The 16,302-nt window shown below is 41.6% G+C and carries 14 protein-coding genes and 2 rRNA genes; 6 read left to right on the forward strand and 10 right to left on the reverse strand.

Annotated elements, in window-relative coordinates; translation table 11 throughout:
- Both BUA59_RS09515 and rrf read left to right on the forward strand, forming a co-directional pair.
- Nucleotides 1-270, forward strand: a 23S ribosomal RNA gene (locus BUA59_RS09515); the annotation flags it as partial.
- A gap of 219 nt (nucleotides 271-489) precedes the next feature.
- A 5S ribosomal RNA gene (gene rrf / locus BUA59_RS09520) occupies nucleotides 490-604 on the forward strand.
- Between the two features lie 197 nt (nucleotides 605-801).
- Here rrf and BUA59_RS09525 read toward each other — a convergent pair.
- On the reverse strand, nucleotides 802-960 hold the full coding sequence (locus BUA59_RS09525) for a YqaE/Pmp3 family membrane protein (RefSeq protein WP_072839487.1): 159 nt from the start codon (nucleotides 958-960) through the stop codon (nucleotides 802-804).
- A 439-nt stretch (nucleotides 961-1,399) separates the two neighbouring features.
- On the opposite strand from BUA59_RS09525, the gene BUA59_RS09530 reads away from it, so the two are divergent.
- The gene (locus BUA59_RS09530; protein ID WP_072839488.1) at nucleotides 1,400-2,641 is read left to right on the forward strand and encodes an MFS transporter; all 1,242 of its coding nucleotides are present in this window, start codon (nucleotides 1,400-1,402) and stop codon (nucleotides 2,639-2,641) included.
- Nucleotides 2,642-2,692: 51 nt separating this feature from the next.
- Here BUA59_RS09530 and BUA59_RS09535 read toward each other — a convergent pair whose 3' ends face one another.
- The 6 genes from BUA59_RS09535 to gap form a co-directional block, all read right to left on the reverse strand.
- Nucleotides 2,693-3,166: an Lrp/AsnC family transcriptional regulator gene (locus tag BUA59_RS09535; RefSeq protein WP_072839489.1), complete on the reverse strand. Its 474-nt coding sequence runs from the start codon at nucleotides 3,164-3,166 to the stop codon at nucleotides 2,693-2,695.
- Nucleotides 3,167-3,442: 276 nt separating this feature from the next.
- Nucleotides 3,443-4,510, reverse strand: a complete 1,068-nt coding sequence (gene purK, locus BUA59_RS09540; RefSeq protein WP_072839490.1) for a 5-(carboxyamino)imidazole ribonucleotide synthase — start codon at nucleotides 4,508-4,510, stop codon at nucleotides 3,443-3,445.
- A 3-nt stretch (nucleotides 4,511-4,513) separates the two neighbouring features.
- Nucleotides 4,514-5,005 (reverse strand): 5-(carboxyamino)imidazole ribonucleotide mutase, encoded by a 492-nt coding sequence (purE, locus tag BUA59_RS09545; protein WP_048813927.1) that lies wholly within the window; start codon nucleotides 5,003-5,005, stop codon nucleotides 4,514-4,516.
- A 212-nt stretch (nucleotides 5,006-5,217) separates the two neighbouring features.
- Complete coding sequence (locus tag BUA59_RS09550; RefSeq protein ID WP_100188721.1) at nucleotides 5,218-5,688, reverse strand: methylglyoxal synthase; 471 nt, start codon at nucleotides 5,686-5,688, stop codon at nucleotides 5,218-5,220.
- 6 nt (nucleotides 5,689-5,694) lie between these two features.
- A complete protein-coding gene (pyk, locus tag BUA59_RS09555) occupies nucleotides 5,695-7,143 on the reverse strand; it encodes a pyruvate kinase (RefSeq protein WP_072839491.1) in 1,449 nt (482 codons plus the stop codon).
- A gap of 81 nt (nucleotides 7,144-7,224) precedes the next feature.
- A complete protein-coding gene (gap, locus tag BUA59_RS09560; RefSeq protein WP_072839492.1) occupies nucleotides 7,225-8,238 on the reverse strand; it encodes a type I glyceraldehyde-3-phosphate dehydrogenase in 1,014 nt (337 codons plus the stop codon).
- Between the two features lie 382 nt (nucleotides 8,239-8,620).
- Between gap and edd the strand changes: the two genes are divergently transcribed.
- Nucleotides 8,621-10,435, forward strand: a complete 1,815-nt coding sequence (gene edd, locus BUA59_RS09565; protein ID WP_072839493.1) for a phosphogluconate dehydratase — start codon at nucleotides 8,621-8,623, stop codon at nucleotides 10,433-10,435.
- Between the two features lie 262 nt (nucleotides 10,436-10,697).
- Here the strand turns inward: edd and putP are convergent, their stop codons facing one another.
- Together putP and BUA59_RS09575 are read right to left on the reverse strand one after the other, a co-directional pair.
- Entirely contained in the window at nucleotides 10,698-12,194 is a 1,497-nt protein-coding gene (gene putP / locus BUA59_RS09570; protein ID WP_072839494.1) for a sodium/proline symporter PutP, read from the reverse strand.
- A gap of 446 nt (nucleotides 12,195-12,640) precedes the next feature.
- On the reverse strand, nucleotides 12,641-13,507 hold the full coding sequence (locus tag BUA59_RS09575) for a MurR/RpiR family transcriptional regulator (RefSeq protein ID WP_072839495.1): 867 nt from the start codon (nucleotides 13,505-13,507) through the stop codon (nucleotides 12,641-12,643).
- Between the two features lie 89 nt (nucleotides 13,508-13,596).
- Between BUA59_RS09575 and BUA59_RS09580 the strand changes: the two genes are divergently transcribed.
- Both BUA59_RS09580 and ung read left to right on the forward strand, forming a co-directional pair.
- Nucleotides 13,597-14,505, forward strand: coding sequence for a phosphotransferase (locus BUA59_RS09580; protein WP_072839496.1), 909 nt, complete (start codon nucleotides 13,597-13,599; stop codon nucleotides 14,503-14,505).
- Nucleotides 14,506-15,228, forward strand: a complete 723-nt coding sequence (ung, locus tag BUA59_RS09585) for a uracil-DNA glycosylase (protein WP_072839497.1) — start codon at nucleotides 14,506-14,508, stop codon at nucleotides 15,226-15,228. It abuts the gene before it with no gap.
- Between the two features lie 51 nt (nucleotides 15,229-15,279).
- Here ung and ygfZ read toward each other — a convergent pair whose 3' ends face one another.
- Nucleotides 15,280-16,197, reverse strand: coding sequence for a CAF17-like 4Fe-4S cluster assembly/insertion protein YgfZ (ygfZ, locus tag BUA59_RS09590; protein ID WP_072839498.1), 918 nt, complete (start codon nucleotides 16,195-16,197; stop codon nucleotides 15,280-15,282).
- Between the last annotated feature and the right edge of the window lie 105 nt (nucleotides 16,198-16,302).

A 16,302-nucleotide genomic window follows, 5' to 3' on the forward strand; every position in this document is an offset into this window, starting at 1 on the left:
ATTTGAGAGGAGCTGCTCCTAGTACGAGAGGACCGGAGTGGACGAACCTCTGGTGTTCCGGTTGTCACGCCAGTGGCATTGCCGGGTAGCTATGTTCGGACGGGATAACCGCTGAAAGCATCTAAGCGGGAAGCCTCCCTTAAGATAAGATCTCACTGGGACATAAGTCCCCTGAAGAGCCGTTCGAGACTAGGACGTTGATAGGTTGGGTGTGTAAGTGCTGTGAAGCATTGAGCTAACCAATACTAATTGCTCGTGAGGCTTGACCATATAACACCAAAGTGGTTTTGGATGAGAAGAGTGAAAGCTCAAGATCATCAAAATGACAAAGACACATAGTACGATAGAAACTGGTTTGACCTTGATTATCGCTATTTCAAAAAAGAATTGTTAAAGATCCAAGCACGTATTCGCGTGTTTTGAGACAAGCTAACGATAAAAAGTCAGCGCACAACACAGTGCACCTCAGAACAAACGCAAACCGAATTGCTTGACGATCATAGAGGCGTTGAACCACCTGATCCCATCCCGAACTCAGAAGTGAAAAGCGCCATCGCCGATGGTAGTGTGGGAGATCCCATGTGAGAGTAGGTCGTCGTCAAGCTTTATATTAAGAAGGCCCTGATAGCTAACGCTGTCAGGGCTTTTTTTTGGCTCAAGGAAATGCAATCTCCATGTGTAAGTAATCCCTTGTTCTTCAATTCGCATGCGCCTGTTTCGTAAGCTCAACGCGTCAACGCGAATCAAATGATCATGACCTAATGGCCATTTTGCCATGTTTTCGCCTGCGTCTGTTTTATATTAGCGTCTAGCTATGATCCAAACAGCGTGTACGATACCTGGGATGTAGCCCAAAATGGTGAGTAATATGTTTAGCCAGAATGCACCACCGATACCAACCTGTAAAAAGACACCAAGCGGCGGTAAAAGAATGGCAAATAAAATTCTAATTAAATCCATGTCATCTATCCTCACTAATTATGTTTTTTGATTGCTAAATAAGTCTATCTAGTCGATGTATGATTGGCTAATCAAGTGACAGACTTTTTACGTTTTTTACAAAGATGTGAATAAGTCTTACTTCATAAGCTCGTTTTACTTAGTTTGTGATTGGATAGTATTAAACTTGTCTAAAGGGCTGCGGTTTGTTGTGGTGCTAAACAGACCTACTTTCCTGTGGATATGTAATCTAAAAGAGCTGCAGCTTATTATGTATGAATTAGGTTCCTTTACTTTTATCCTAAGTTGGTAGCTGTATACGTCTATAGCTCTATCAAGACAGCTATAAATACTATAATTTTTTTAGAATGAGCATATTTTATGTTGGCCGTTATTCCTGTTTTTTTATAGGCAATTTTTAGCGAGTATTCTGTGAATAAAATATTAATAGAGTGTTGTTATGCTAGATAAAGAAGTGCAAAAGAAGGTAGATAGAAGAAATATTTTTAAGTTGGTTATCTCTCAGTTTTTAATCAATTTAGGTGATGTTTTGATCAACCCAAAAGTTACTTTGCCGTGGTTGCTACAAAGCTTGGGGGCTCCTTTGTACCTGCTGGGCTGGTTGGTGCCAATACGTGAATCTGGATCTTTGTTGCCTCAGTTGATTATTGCTCATTTTATTTACAAGGTGAAAGTTCGAAAGTGGGTCTGGGTGTTGGGAAGCCTAATTCAATCTCTATGTGTGGTGGTGATAGGGTGCGCCGCTTTGTTGCTAGATGGAGTAAGCGCAGGCTGGGCAATTATTGTTGCATTAATAGTATTTAGTGTAGCAAGGGGGCTTAATTCTGTAGCGTCGAAAGATGTGCTTGGTAAGACTGTTGTGAAAAATAAGCGTGGAAGGGTTACTGGATGGTCCTCTAGTGCTTCAGGACTTATAACAATAGGTATAGCTGTTTGTACGTTATTTTTCTTCGATAGTCTTCAAGGTAATGTGAGCTTTTATATTTGGGGAATTGTTGCAGCTACAATGATTTGGCTATTTGCCGCTTTAATTTATTCTTTGGTGCAAGAGCCTTTAAGTGAAGTTGCCGACAAGGGGGCAAATATTATTGATGTATTTAAAGAGCTTAGTCTGTTGAGAACCGATTCGGTATTTCGCGAATTCGTTATTGCTCGTTCGTTATTTTTATGTGCGGCTCTGAGTGCTCCTTATTATGTATTGATTGCCCAACAAAGATCCGAAAACGGTGTATTGATTCTAGGTTTATTTATCCTATCGAGTGGTTTGGCTTCCCTGCTATCTTCTCCTTTTTGGGGGTTATTTTCAGACCATTCTAGCCGGAAAGTGATGATGTTTTCTTCTTTGTTGAGTGCATTCACTGGTGTGGCTCTATTTTCAACGGTAAAGTTATTTCCTCAGACGAGCTTTACTACATTGCTCATTGTTATTCTGTATTTCGTTTTAAGCGTTGCTCACCAAGGTGTCAGAATTGGTCGTAAAACGTATTTAGTGAATTTAGGCGAGGGAAATAAGCGAACTAGCTATGTATCAGTCAGTAATACTATTATTGGTTTTATATTATTAGCCATGAGTAGTATTAGTTTACTGACTTACTCGATCTCATTAGCATCTCTCGTTTTGGTATTTTCGATAATTACTCTTGCCGGAGTCTATATGGTTATTCGTTTGCCTGAGGTCTAAAAAGCGACACCCTTACTATATATGGGTTCTGTCGCTTCTCTGTGTTCTTGGTTAATTAGGTAATGGAATTGATGGTGCGTGTTTTACGCGATTGAGGACAACGGTTGAGGTCAGGTCTCTGACGCAAGGTAGACTAGCAAGGGATTCACTTAGAAAGGTTGATAGAGTGGGTAGATTTTCGCTAATAATTCGTAGCCAGTAATCTGCTTCGCCGCTCACCGAGTAACATTCTAATATTTGAGGAATGGCTTCAATGGCTTTTTTGAACTCTTGATCTGAATTTTTAATACTTTTATAAAGGGTAATATTTATAAAAGCGGTTACGTGGTATCCCAACTCACTTGCATTAAGTTGAGTGAAGTAAGCTTCAATTAAATTGTTTTGTTCGAGTCTTTGTAGCCTTCTTGAGCATTGGGAAGGGGATAGGTTAACTTGTTCTGATAGCGCGACATTGGTGAGTCTTGCATTGGTTTGCAAGGCTCGAAGTAAGCGCCAATCATAACTGTCTAGTTCAAGATGGTTCATTCAAAGTTCCTTATCAGCATCTAAGTGTACTGTTTTTCTTATATTGAATAAGCTGTTTTCAGCTAGATCAATTAGAATAAGGAGTTTTGCAAAGTAAACAAGTTCAAAAATATTATATTTTCTATTTTTAAAGCGTTTCTGCGTTTTTTTTTATTTTTTATCTATTTGGATAGAATTAATTCACATCGATGTTTGAGCGATAAAAAAAGCCGCTTATCATTTACGATAGCGGCATTTAGTTGTCAGGTTAAGATATATCTAACTTTGGGTGGATATTTATAGCTTGGGTAAGTTTTTAGCTAACCACTCTAAAGCTTCTGAATAAGGCTCTGGAAGATCTAGTTTTGTTAGTGCTGACTCTAATACTGAGTAGCTACCAGAACAAAAATTAAGGTGGCCAACTTTTCTTCCTGGGCGAACTTCCTTTTTGTACCAATAAAGCTCCAAGCCTTGTAAGTTTAGCCAGTCATAGTTTAAATCTACACCAATTAAGTTGACCATCATGCTTTGGTTCTTAACTTCGGCTGGCGCTAATGGAAGGCCTGTGACAGCGCGTACATGGTTTTCAAACTGACATACGCTTGCGCCTGCTTGTGTCCAATGGCCGCTGTTATGAACCCTTGGAGCGAGCTCATTGATGAGTAGCTCATCTCCTACACGGAAACATTCCATCGCCATTACGCCGACGTAGTCTAAAGCCTCCATAAGCTTGCTAAGCATTACTTCTGCTTTACTTTGCAAAGGCTTTAGGCGCTCTAATGGAGAGATGGAGGCGTATAGGATGCCATTAATGTGAAGGTTAAGTGTTAGTGGGTAAAAGTGCGTTTCACCATTTTTACCTCGAACACCGACTAATGAAACTTCTTCATCAAAATTAATGGCTTGTTCTGCAATAGCTTGGCCTTTCCAATCTTCAGGTATCTCAATGCCTTCAGATTGTTTTAACCAATATTGACCTTTGCCATCATAACCACCCCGACGACGTTTCATCAGAATGCGTTCACCTAATGTCTCATAAGCTTGTGCTGCAGAAGAGTCAGCCTCAACAGGAAACCATGGTGCTGTCGCTAGCTCAAGACGGTCTAACCATTGTTTCTGGGTTAGACGATCTGCAAGCTGTGGAAAGGTCGCTAGGTTGACAAAGTTGCTATGTGTAGCAAGTTGTTTGGTGGCTACAGTTTCTGGCCATTCTTCTCTTTCTGCGGTCACAATATCAGTTGGACCTAGTGCTAAGGTCTCGGTTGACTCTATATCAATTGGACGAACATCAACACCGAGTGGGGTTCCAGCTTGTTTTAGCATAGCACCTAATTGACCGGCTCCTAATACCCATAGAACTGACATAGATTAAGCCTCTCTCGGGTCTGGATTCGCCAATACAGTTTCTGTTTGGTTGGTTCTGAATGCTTCAATTTTTTTAGCGAGTTCAGGGTTAGAAATAGCTAGAATTTGACAAGCCAATAAACCCGCATTGAAAGCACCTGCACTACCAATAGCTAGTGTTCCAACTGCAACACCTTTTGGCATTTGTGCGATAGACAGTAAACTGTCCATGCCGTTTAGGGCTTTGCTTTGTACTGGTACACCTAGCACAGGCAAACGAGTATGAGCTGCAACCATGCCAGGTAGATGGGCTGCGCCGCCAGCGCCGCCAATAATTACCTTAAAGCCTTTATCTGCAGCACTTTCTGAGAATTCTGCAAGTTTGACTGGTGTTCGGTGAGCGGATACCACTTCGACGTGGTAGCTTACGCCAAGAGCGTCCATTATTTCAGCGGCGCCTTCCATTGTCGCCCAGTCACTTTTTGATCCCATTATTAGGGCTACATCTGCTTGCAAAACTCTTCTCCTATAAGTGGTGTTCAACGTGGTGCTGAGGGGCTTATACGTTGAGTCTAATCAGTAAGTTTGCCCTGTCTAAACGTGGCCTAACACATTTGTACATGACAATAATTGGCGGCTAATATAGCCGATTTTGAGGAAAACCGCGAGCTTTGAGGAAGCTAGAAATATCTAAGTTGTTTGATAAACAGTAGAAAAAGAAAGAGCGACTAGAGTCGCTCTTGGAGGTATTTTTCATAATCTGGGATTTGTCGCTCAAATTCGCTTTCGAATAAAGGTGACGTCACCAAAAAATTGGCAGAAGAAACGCTACAAGCAATCGGGATGTTCCAAACAGCAGCTACTCGAAGTAGAGCCTTGATGTCAGGATCATGAGGCATTGGCTCGAAAGGGTCCCAGAAAAAAATCAGCACATCAATTTTGCCTTCGGCAATTAGACCTCCAAGTTGTTGGTCGCCACCGAGAGGGCCGCTAATCAGCGAATGTACCGGAACGTTTAATTGCTTTTGCATTAAATTTCCAGTTGTACCAGTTGCCATCAGATTGTGCTTGATTAGTTTTTCTTTATGCTTTTCAGCCCACTCGATAAGAGCAGGCTTCATATTGTCATGAGCAACCAGAGCGACGTTTTTACGCTCCGGTGTCGTGATCGTTTTTTGTTGCAACGTTTTGCTCTTCACTGTGACTTATTCCTCAACAGCACCGACTTTTACGACTTTCATCATATTGGTTGTACCGTAGCTCACCAAGTGATCGCCTTTTGTCACAATCACAAGATCACCGTCTTTGATTAGACCAAGAGACTTCACATGGTCAACTAAGCCTGCAACGATAGTGTCAACGTTGAACTCTTGTGAAGAGAAAGCTACTGGCGTTACGCCACGATAAAGGTTTACTTTATTCAGTGTTGCTTGGTTTGGAGACAATGCATAGATTGGCAAACCAGAGCTAATGCGTGACATAAGAAGTGGTGTAGTACCTGAATCGGTCAAGCTAATAATCGCTTTAACACCTTCCAAATGGTTAGCTGCGTACATAGCTGACATCGCGATCGTTTCATCAATGCTGGTAAATGTAACATCGATACGGTGTTTAGAGCGATTGATTGCTGGTTGCTTTTCAGCGCCCAAGCAAACGCGGTTCATGGTTTTAATTACTTCTTCAGGGTATGCGCCAGCGGCTGTTTCGGCAGAAAGCATGACGGCATCTGTACCATCTAAAACAGCGTTAGCTACGTCAAATACTTCCGCGCGGGTTGGCATTGCGCTAGTAATCATAGTTTCCATCATTTGAGTCGCTGTAATAACAGGGCGGTTCAACTGACGGCAGCGTTTGATCATGTGTTTTTGTACGCCGATCAATTCTGCATCACCAATTTCAACGCCTAGGTCACCACGAGCAACCATGACAGCATCAGAGGCTAGAATAATTGCATCTAATGTTTCATTGTCAGCAACCGCTTCAGCACGCTCTACTTTAGAAACGATACCTGCTTTAAGGCCAGCAGCTTCGGCTAGTGCACGAGCTTCGTGAAGGTCGTCTGCACAACGAGGGAAAGAAACAGCTAAGTAATCTGCTTTTAATGCGGCGGCAGTTTTAATATCTTCGCGGTCTTTGTCGGTTAGCGCAGCAGCAGATAGTCCACCACCTTGGCGGTTAATGCCTTTGTTATTAGACAAAGCGCCGCCAACGATGACTTTAGTAATAACTTCTTGGCCTTTCACTTCTAGTACTTCAAGAACAACTCGTCCGTCATCAAGAAGCAAAACGTTACCAGGCTGTGAGTCTTTTGCTAGTTGTGGGTAGTCAATACCAACGCGAGTTTCGTCGCCGTTGTTTTTGTCAAAACCAACATCAAGAATAAAGGTTGCGCCGTCTTTTAGCTCGACCTTGGTGTTTTTAAAGCGAGCGATACGGATTTTAGGGCCTTGTAGATCACCAAGAATCGCCACATGACGACCATTTTTTTGAGCCATTTCACGAACCACTTTAGCTCGTTCGATGTGATCTTCAGGTTGACCATGAGAAAAATTTAGACGGAAAACGTTGGCACCAGCAAGGATCAATTTCTCAATCATTTCTGGAGAGCTGGAAGCAGGGCCTAAAGTGGCAACAATTTTAGTTCTACGAGTCATTTTAAATACCAAAGATTAGAAAGCGTGAAGAGAAGTATAAGAGACGACGAAGGCTGCGTCAGCAGCCTTCGTGTATTTTGACTATTTCGCAGCCATTAATGCGATAGTATTATCAAGCATTCGGTTTGAGAAGCCCCATTCGTTATCATACCAAGCCATAACTTTTACTAATTTACCTTGTACGCGAGTTTGTGTCGCATCGAAATTAGATGTGTAGGCGTTGTGGTTGAAGTCAGAAGAGACAAGAGGCTCATAATTAACATGCAATACTTGCGCGAGAATTGGATCCGCTTTGATAGCGTCTTCAATGATTTTGTTTATTTCTTCTACTGTTGTTTCACGAGGCGCTAAGAAAGTTAAATCTACTAGCGAAACGTTGATAGTCGGTACGCGAACAGAAAGACCATCAAATTTACCAACAAGTGCTGGGATAACAAGGCCAACTGCAGCTGCCGCACCAGTTTTACTTGGAATCATGTTCATTGCTGCCGCACGAGCGCGGTAAAGATCTTCATGATAAACGTCTGAAAGGCGCTGATCATTGGTGTAAGCATGAATTGTCGTCATCAAGCCACTTTCAATACCAAGCTTTTCGCTTAATGGTTTAGCGAATGGCGCTAGGCAGTTGGTAGTACAAGAAGCATTTGAAATGACAGTCATTTTAGATGTTAGTACATCTTGGTTTACGCCGTATACAACAGTCGCATCAACTTCTTTACCCGGTGCAGAAATGATAACTTTCTTCGCTCCAGCAGTGATGTGAGCACTGGCTTTTTCTTTTGTTGTAAAGAAACCTGTGCATTCATAAACGACGTCAATATCTAGCTCAGCCCAAGGAAGGTCTGCAGGATTACGTTCAGAGAAAGTGCGGATTTTATCTTTGTTGATATAAAGCGCTTCTTCATCAAAGGTAACCTCTTCGTTGAAGCGACCGTGGACAGTATCGTATTTCGTTAAATGAGCATTGGTTTTTGAATCGCCAAGATCATTAATCGCTACGATTTGGATTTGATCACGCTTGCCTGATTCATACAAAGCTCTAAGCGTATTGCGTCCAATGCGTCCATAACCGTTGATAGCTACCTTAATCGTCATACTCACCTCTAACATAGTGCGAAAGTTGCATGATGTTCGAACTCGAACAACACGCGTTCAATTTTGTTCTTTACGTAAAAATACTACATAAGTAATTTTTTAAGCAAGGATTAGTAACAAATTCCTGTCAATATGATTGTTTTTTGATCATCTATTGATATATGGCTAGCATTGTACAGAATTATGTTACAAAAGTTCGAGTATTTTAGCTGACAGAAAGCATTTTTCGAATTATTTTTGTAAAAAAATTACAAAATATAGCGTTTTTATTGGTTTTTCATCTGTTTTAGACGTGAAATAAATTAAAAATGTAGTAATATTACATAATATTGTAGTGTCAGGCTGTTTGCTGAGATAACTGAATTCAAAAACGGAGAGAAGCATGAATCCGATTGTTGCTAAGGTAACGAACGACATCATTGAACGAAGCAAAGTGTTGCGCGAGCAATACCTTAAAGATATGAAAAAAGCGCAAGAGCAAGGACCGCACAGAGGCAAATTGTCCTGTGGGAATTTGGCTCATGGCTTTGCAGCATGCCAACCTCAAGATAAACAAAAGCTGACTCTAATGGAGGAAGCGAACATAGGTATCATATCTTCTTATAACGATATGTTGTCTGCTCATCAGCCTTACGAAAATTACCCAGATCAAATTCGTGCAGCGGTTAAAGAAATGGGCTCTGTGGCTCAGTTCGCTGGCGGTGTTCCTGCTATGTGTGATGGTGTTACGCAGGGGCAAGACGGCATGGAGCTAAGTCTATTTAGTCGTGACAATATCGCACAAGGTGCAGCAATAGCGCTTTCTCATAACATGTTTGATGCGGCCATCTATCTAGGTATTTGCGACAAGATTGTTCCTGGCTTGTTGATTGCTGCACTGCGTTTTGGTCATTTGCCTGCTTTGTTTATTCCAGCAGGGCCAATGCGCTCAGGTATTACTAATGCAGCTAAAGCGGCAGTTCGTCAGCGCTATGCTCAAGGTCAAGCGACTCGTGAAGAGTTGCTTGAGGCGGAATCGGCTTCTTATCACAGCGCTGGTACTTGTACTTTTTATGGTACGGCTAACTCGAATCAGCTATTAGTCGAAATTATGGGGCTTCAGCTTCCAGGGTCTTCTTTTGTTAATCCAGATGATCCACTACGAGGCGCATTAACTAACTATGCTTCTCAGTTGTCTACCAAGATCACTGCATTGGGTCGAGATTACCGACCTTTATACGAAATAGTCGACGAGCGCAGCATCGTGAATTCGATTGTTGGTTTGTTGGCGACGGGTGGTTCAACTAACCATACGATGCATATTGTCGCTTACGCTCGTGCTGCTGGCATTATTATCACTTGGGATGACTTCTCAGCTCTTTCCAAAGTTGTGCCATCACTGACTAAAATCTATCCGAATGGCCAAGCAGATATTAACCATTTTCACGCGGCTGGCGGTATGGCGTTTCTGGTTAAGCAATTATTGAAAGGTGGTCTATTGCATGAAGATGTAAACACTATCGTGGGTAAAGGTTTAACTCATTACACCAAAGAGCCTTTCTTAGAAGGTGATAATCTTGTGTGGCGTGATGGTACAGATGAAAGCTTAGATATGAATGTTGTACGACCTATTGATAATCCGTTTAGTAAAGAAGGCGGATTGGCGTTATTGAAAGGTAACCTTGGTCGTTCAGTGATTAAAGTTTCAGCCGTGAAAGATGAAAATCGAATTATCGAAGCACCCGCTGCTGTGTTTCATAGTCAAAATGCATTGGCTGATGCCATTGCAAGTGGTGAATTGAAACGTGACTGTGTGGCTGTTGTTCGTTTCCAAGGGCCTAAAGCATTAGGTATGCCTGAGTTGCATAAATTGACGCCATACCTTGGTAACTTACAGGATCAAGGCTACCGAGTGGCCTTAGTGACAGACGGTCGTATGTCTGGTGCATCAGGCAAAGTACCTGCTGCAATTCACTTGACGCCTGAAGCATTGGCGGGTGGTCTTATCGCTAAGATCCATGATGGCGACATGATCCGCTTAGATGCAGTTGAAGGTACTTTGTCTGTGTTGATCTCAGACGAAGAGCTAAATAAACGCGAAGCAGCACAGCAAGATTTAACCGATTCCCATCAAGGTATGGGGCGTGAACTATTTAGCGCGCAACGTATTTTAGTAAGTGGCGCAGAACAAGGTGCTTGCAGCTTGTTTAATGATTAAACCTTTCCTCTGACTACTAACATTTGTTAGTAAATGGTGTTTAGGGGCTTGTTTCAAGCCCCATTTTTTTGCCTGTAATTTGCCTTTCTAGTTTATTGTTTTTAATCCTTTGTTCTTTATTTTACGCATAGTGTATCGGTGGATCATCAGCCGAATATCATCTTAATTCAAATTAAGTGTCTATATTTTAAAAATAAAAAAAGGCCCGAATCTGTATGTAGATTCGGGCCTTCTGAAGTAATGAGCTCGGGGAGCTTGTTACTTAGTTCATTGTATCTAGTGCTTTTTCGTATTCATCAAAAGATTCTGTTACAGACTCTTCTGGAGCACCTGTTGCTAGGCTTACCGCAAAGATAGCGATAGTCGAGAACAAGAAGCCTGGAACGATTTCATAAAGATCGAAAATGCCACCCGTTAATTGTTTCCAGACCACAACGGTAACGCCACCAATAACAATACCCGCTAGAGCGCCGTTACGGTTCATGTTGCGCCAGAACAAGCTAAGAAGGATAGCTGGGCCAAATGCAGCGCCAAAACCAGCCCAAGCATAAGACACTAGGCCGAGTACTGAGCTTTCTGGGTTCAATGCAAGCAATAACGCAATAATAGAAATAGCAACAACCGCAAAGCGTCCAACGTTGACGATTTGTTTTTGAGTCGCTTCTTTATTGAATAGCTGCTTGTAAAAATCTTCAGCGAGTGCAGAGGAAGATACCAAAAGTTGAGAGTCCGCTGTGCTCATTATCGCCGCTAAGATTGCAGCAAGAAGAATACCGGCAACAACAGGGTGGAAAACGGCATTAACAAGAATCATGAAGATTTTTTCAGGGTCAGCTAGGTTGCCTGTTAGGTTGCTATCAACAAATGTGATACCTACTAAGCCAATAAGCAATGCCCCAGCCATGGAGATAAATGTCCAAATAACCGCAATACGACGTGCTGTTTTAATGTCTTTATTAGAGCGAGAGGCTTTGAAGCGCGCTAGGATGTGCGGTTGACCGAAGTAGCCTAGTCCCCAAGCAACGAGAGAAATAATCCCAATCGCAGTTAGAGGTTCACCACTTACGTTAGTCCAGATATCTAGTAAGTTTGGATTTTTTGCCATTAAAGTACTAGACAGCTCAGACCAGCCGCCATCAATAGCAACGAGAGGTACAATCACTAATGCCGCACTCATCATCAAGCCCTGAACAAGGTCTGTCCAAGCCACGGCAAGGAAACCGCCAAATAGCGTGTAGGAAACAACACATACTGTGCCAATAATTACTGCATAGGTATAATCTAAGCCAAATACTGTTTCAAACAATTTACCGCCAGCAACCAAACCGGAACTTGTATAGAACAAGAAGAACAGCAAAATGAACAGAGCTGAAATGGTTTGAATGAGCTTTGATTTGTCATTGAATCGAGTAGATAGGAAGTCTGGGAGCGTGAGTGCATTGTTTGCCTTGATGCTGTACGTTCTTAGGCGTTTTGCGCAAATTAGCCAGTTAAGCCATGTTCCTACAAAAAGGCCACCAGCAATCCAGAAAGACTCTAAACCCGCGGCGAAAGCGTAACCAGGTAAACCAAGTAGTAACCAGCCGCTCATATCTGAAGCGCCTGCGGACAATGCCGTAGGCCAAGGTCCTAAAGAGCGTCCACCAAGAAAGTAGTCTTCCGAGCTGGAGGTACGTTTGTAAGCGTACAGCCCAATTCCTAGCATAACTACTAGATAGGCTAGGAATGTAAAGCTGATCGCATAGCTGCTTTCTATCATTATTGTTGTCCCCTAATGAAATTATTACGGGTGAAATAACCTTGGATAGATAAGGTTATTTATCAGTGTGGATAGTATTTATCCTTGTATTGCACTGCTCAGCAATACCTACTGATCGAAAGATGGCGCTTAAAAAAAGCTGCGTCTAAATCACACCCGAAAGAGTTATAATTGTTAAATCGTTGTTGTGATAGTCATTGATTTTATATGTGAAAATCATCAAATTCTTGTAAAGAGAATGAAACGCATTACAACATATTTCAAGACCTGAGCCGATTCTAAGTGGCTGTGATGGGATAATCTTTCAAATTTCTCTGACAAAATTACGAAAAAATCTGATGGATTAAACAAATTGGCTCGTTTGGATAAATATTTTTTGTTTAGGCTAATTTATTAAAGATGTAGTAAAGAATTAAGGCACATAATATGTGCCTTATAGGGATAAATTATTTCTTTTCAACTTTCGGTAATCGAGTATCTTGCACACTTTGTTTGAGCTTTTTAAGGTGCGCATTGAACTCTGGACCACGCTTCAAAAGTACGCCAGTCGCGAGAGCGTCGATCAAGGTGAGATAGACAATACGTGAGCTCATTGGCGTATAGATATCGGTATCTTCAGTTTCTTCAATCGGTAATACGATAGAGCAATGCTCTGTGAGAGGCGAATCCGGATTAGTGATGCCAATAACGGTAGCGCCAGCTTCACGAGCGACTCGAGCTGTCTCGATTAACGGTAAGGTGCGCCCAGTGTATGAAATTATGACGATAGCATCGCCTGAATGCGATCCAGCAGCAGCCATTCGCTGTACCAGAATGTCCGTATAGGCAACAACCGGCATGTTCAAACGGAAAAATTTATGGTGTGCATCTTTGGCAACAGGGCCAGATGCACCTAAACCATAAAACTCGATTCGGCGAGCTTGTGCTAATACATCAACCGCTCGGCTTATCAATGACTCGGGTAAAATATCCTGAGCACGGGTAAGATTGTTTTTAGCGGCTTCAAAAATCTTCGCAGTGACGGCGCCAGGAGCATCGTCAGGCTCTACGTTTAAGTTAACGTAAGGCGTACCTGTCGCAAGGCTTTGGGCAAGTGATACTTTAAAATCAGGAAAGCCACTGCCTATAAGGCTGCGACAAAAACGGTTAACCGTAGGTTCGCTCACTTCCGCTCTTGCTGCAAGTTTCGCAATACTGGAGTGGATGGTTGTTTTAGGATCGGCAAGAATGGCTTCCGCTACTTTTCGCTCGGATTTGCTTAACGTGCTCAGTCGTTCTTGTATCTTACGAATAATGTCTTCGTGTTTAATCATTGATCTGCTTCAAAGTTGACTATTGACTCGGATGGTTCAGTTGTTCATTCTGACAGCCACTTACAATTCTGGCAATAAAATGATTAAAAATGACCGTACTATCTGAGTATTTCGTAAAAATGGCTGACATATTACCAGCCACCATGGAGGTTGAAACTACTTTATTTGAGGAAGGCTTTTCAAACAAGGTGTATTTGATTCATTGGGAGCAAGTTTCTCGTTTTGTATTGCGAATTCCCTATATTGATACTAAAGCTTTTTATATTAATCGTACGGAAGAAATTAATACCTTAAAACATGCTGCGTCTATAGGGCTTTCTCCTGCTGTTTCTTGGCACGACGATGACGGTAGCTTTGCTTGTCAATTTGTCTCTCAGCCTTCTCTTGATTGGGCTGTGCGTCATCAGGATAAAGATATACCGCGAATTGCTCAAGCTTTAGTGCAGACACATAGTTTACCAATGAATCACCACTACTATGGTGTATTTGATGTGATAGAGCATTATTTGAAGGGGGTTCAACGTTATGGCTGTGAAACACCTAGTTTGATGGCTGAATATGATTATCTAGCTTCTCTTTTGAAGCAGTTAACGCCGCCAGAAATGATTTTACCGCCTGTACTCTGCCATAACGATTTAAATCCTAAGAATATATTAATGGACAGTGAGCAACTTTGGTTGATTGACTGGGAGTACTCAGGAGTTGGTGATCCATTATTTGATCTTGCTGTTGTAGTTAAATCTCACAATTTAGATGCAAGACAAACAGTTTTATTGCTGAGCTCTTACCGATCAGACCTTCCAGAAGAGAGGTCTTTAGATGTTATCCAAGAGTATGTAAAAGCATACGGGTTAAGGGAAATGGCTTGGTTGTTACTGAAGCACTTAGTTACACCTCAAGATGAGCTGTCGCTGCAATATTATTATGAATTTAAAGCGACGCCAGCGCTAAATCCTTTTCATGAAACAGAAAGCAACGCAATGAATGAAGTGAGTTAAATGATGAACTTAACAGGTGATTGGCAAGAATATTTAGCTGATGAGTTTGAGAAAGACTATATGTTGGTTCTGCAAAAATTCTTACAAGCAGAGAAACAAAACAACACAATATATCCTGCAGAACCTGAGTATTTTACGGCATTAAATGTGACGCCTTTTAGTAAAGTGAAAGTAGTGATTCTTGGGCAGGACCCATATCATGGAGAGGGTCAAGCCCATGGTTTATCTTTTTCGGTAAAGCCTGGAATTAAGATTCCTCCTTCATTGATGAATATCTATAAAGAGCTTGAAATGGATTTAGAGATTGCACCTGCGCAACATGGTTTTTTAGAGCAATGGGCGGAACAAGGCGTCTTATTGCTAAATAGTGTGTTGACCGTCGAAGCGAGCAAGGCAGGTTCTCATCAGAATAAAGGTTGGGAAATATTTACTGATAAAATCATCGAGCTTATTAACAATAAGCATCAAGGTGTTGTTTTTATGCTGTGGGGATCCTATGCACAGAAAAAAGGCCGTCATATTGATCGTGATAAACACTGTGTGTTGGAAAGTGTTCATCCATCGCCTTTATCGGCTTATCGTGGTTTTTTAGGTTGTCAGCATTTTTCTAAAGCGAATAATTACTTAGTTGGTCTTGGAAAAGAGCCGATAAAATGGGCATTAGAACCAATAGAAAGTACGAACAAAGTAGATTGTAATACGCAGATTGGTTTGCCATTCTAAATTAATTTTATAGCGCCTATCTGGCGCTATAAAATACCTCAAATATAGCCTCTATTTCTTGCTATCTAGCGAGTAGGGAAGTGGAAGTAAGGTGATTTCTTGGTTATCCAAAAGAAGTTTTTCTGCGTCACTTGGATCAATATTTAAAATAACCTGCGCATAATTTTTTTCTTGAAAATGAGTGGCAGCAAATATTTGCCCTATATTCTTACCTTGCCCATCGACAATGTCTTTTGTTGAGTCTAGGTTTCCTTGCCAAGTTGCCAGTGTCAGCTGCTTTTTCGACTTACCTTTATATTGCATGCGAGCAACGATTTCTTGTCCTGTGTAGCAGCCTTTTGTGAAGCTGATGCCGCCTGTGCTTTGCATGTTAAGCCATTGAGGTAAAATCGTTTCACTCTGTTCTAAGTTGATAAGTGGGCGAGCAGCAAGTACTGCCAAGGCTGCTAATTCTTGGTTCTTTTCTTCAATTGCAGTTTTGTGTGCTGGAGTAATAAGCCATTGGACTTCTAATGGCTCATTGCTAACTGTCAATGTGATAGTTTCTCCGTCTTGAGTGGTTGCGAAAATATTAGATGCCGCATTTGAGTTTGCTTCTATATTTCTTGCTGCTAATTTTGTGTAAACCGTAAAGTTATCCTGCTCATCGACCAGCTCAGTCTTGAAAAACACCGCGTATTTTTTTAAATGTAACAAGGTTTTTTCGACCAGATCTTTTGCCATTACCATCAGCACATCGTCGTTGTTCTGAACGATATAAAAGCTGCTGATAATGCGTCCCTTAATGCTACAGATTGCACCGTATAAACCATTATCCTGTGATAGTTTGTTCATGTCACAGGTTGTCTGACCTTGTAGGAATTTTTTTGAATCCAAACCTGATACTCGCAAAACACCGATATCTAGCTGTTTCATGACGACGTCTTTGTTTTGCAGTGTTGAGTCAATAATATCGTGAAGCGAAGTCATAAAACGTTCCATAAAATAGATTGGGCATAAAATAGGTTGCAGTTGCTCTGCATGAATAGCCTATCAGTAATGCCGAACTTTTACTTTTCAATGGTCAGATTGATA

This window comes from Marinomonas polaris DSM 16579 (assembly GCF_900129155.1).
GTDB classification, from domain to species: domain Bacteria; phylum Pseudomonadota; class Gammaproteobacteria; order Pseudomonadales; family Marinomonadaceae; genus Marinomonas; species Marinomonas polaris.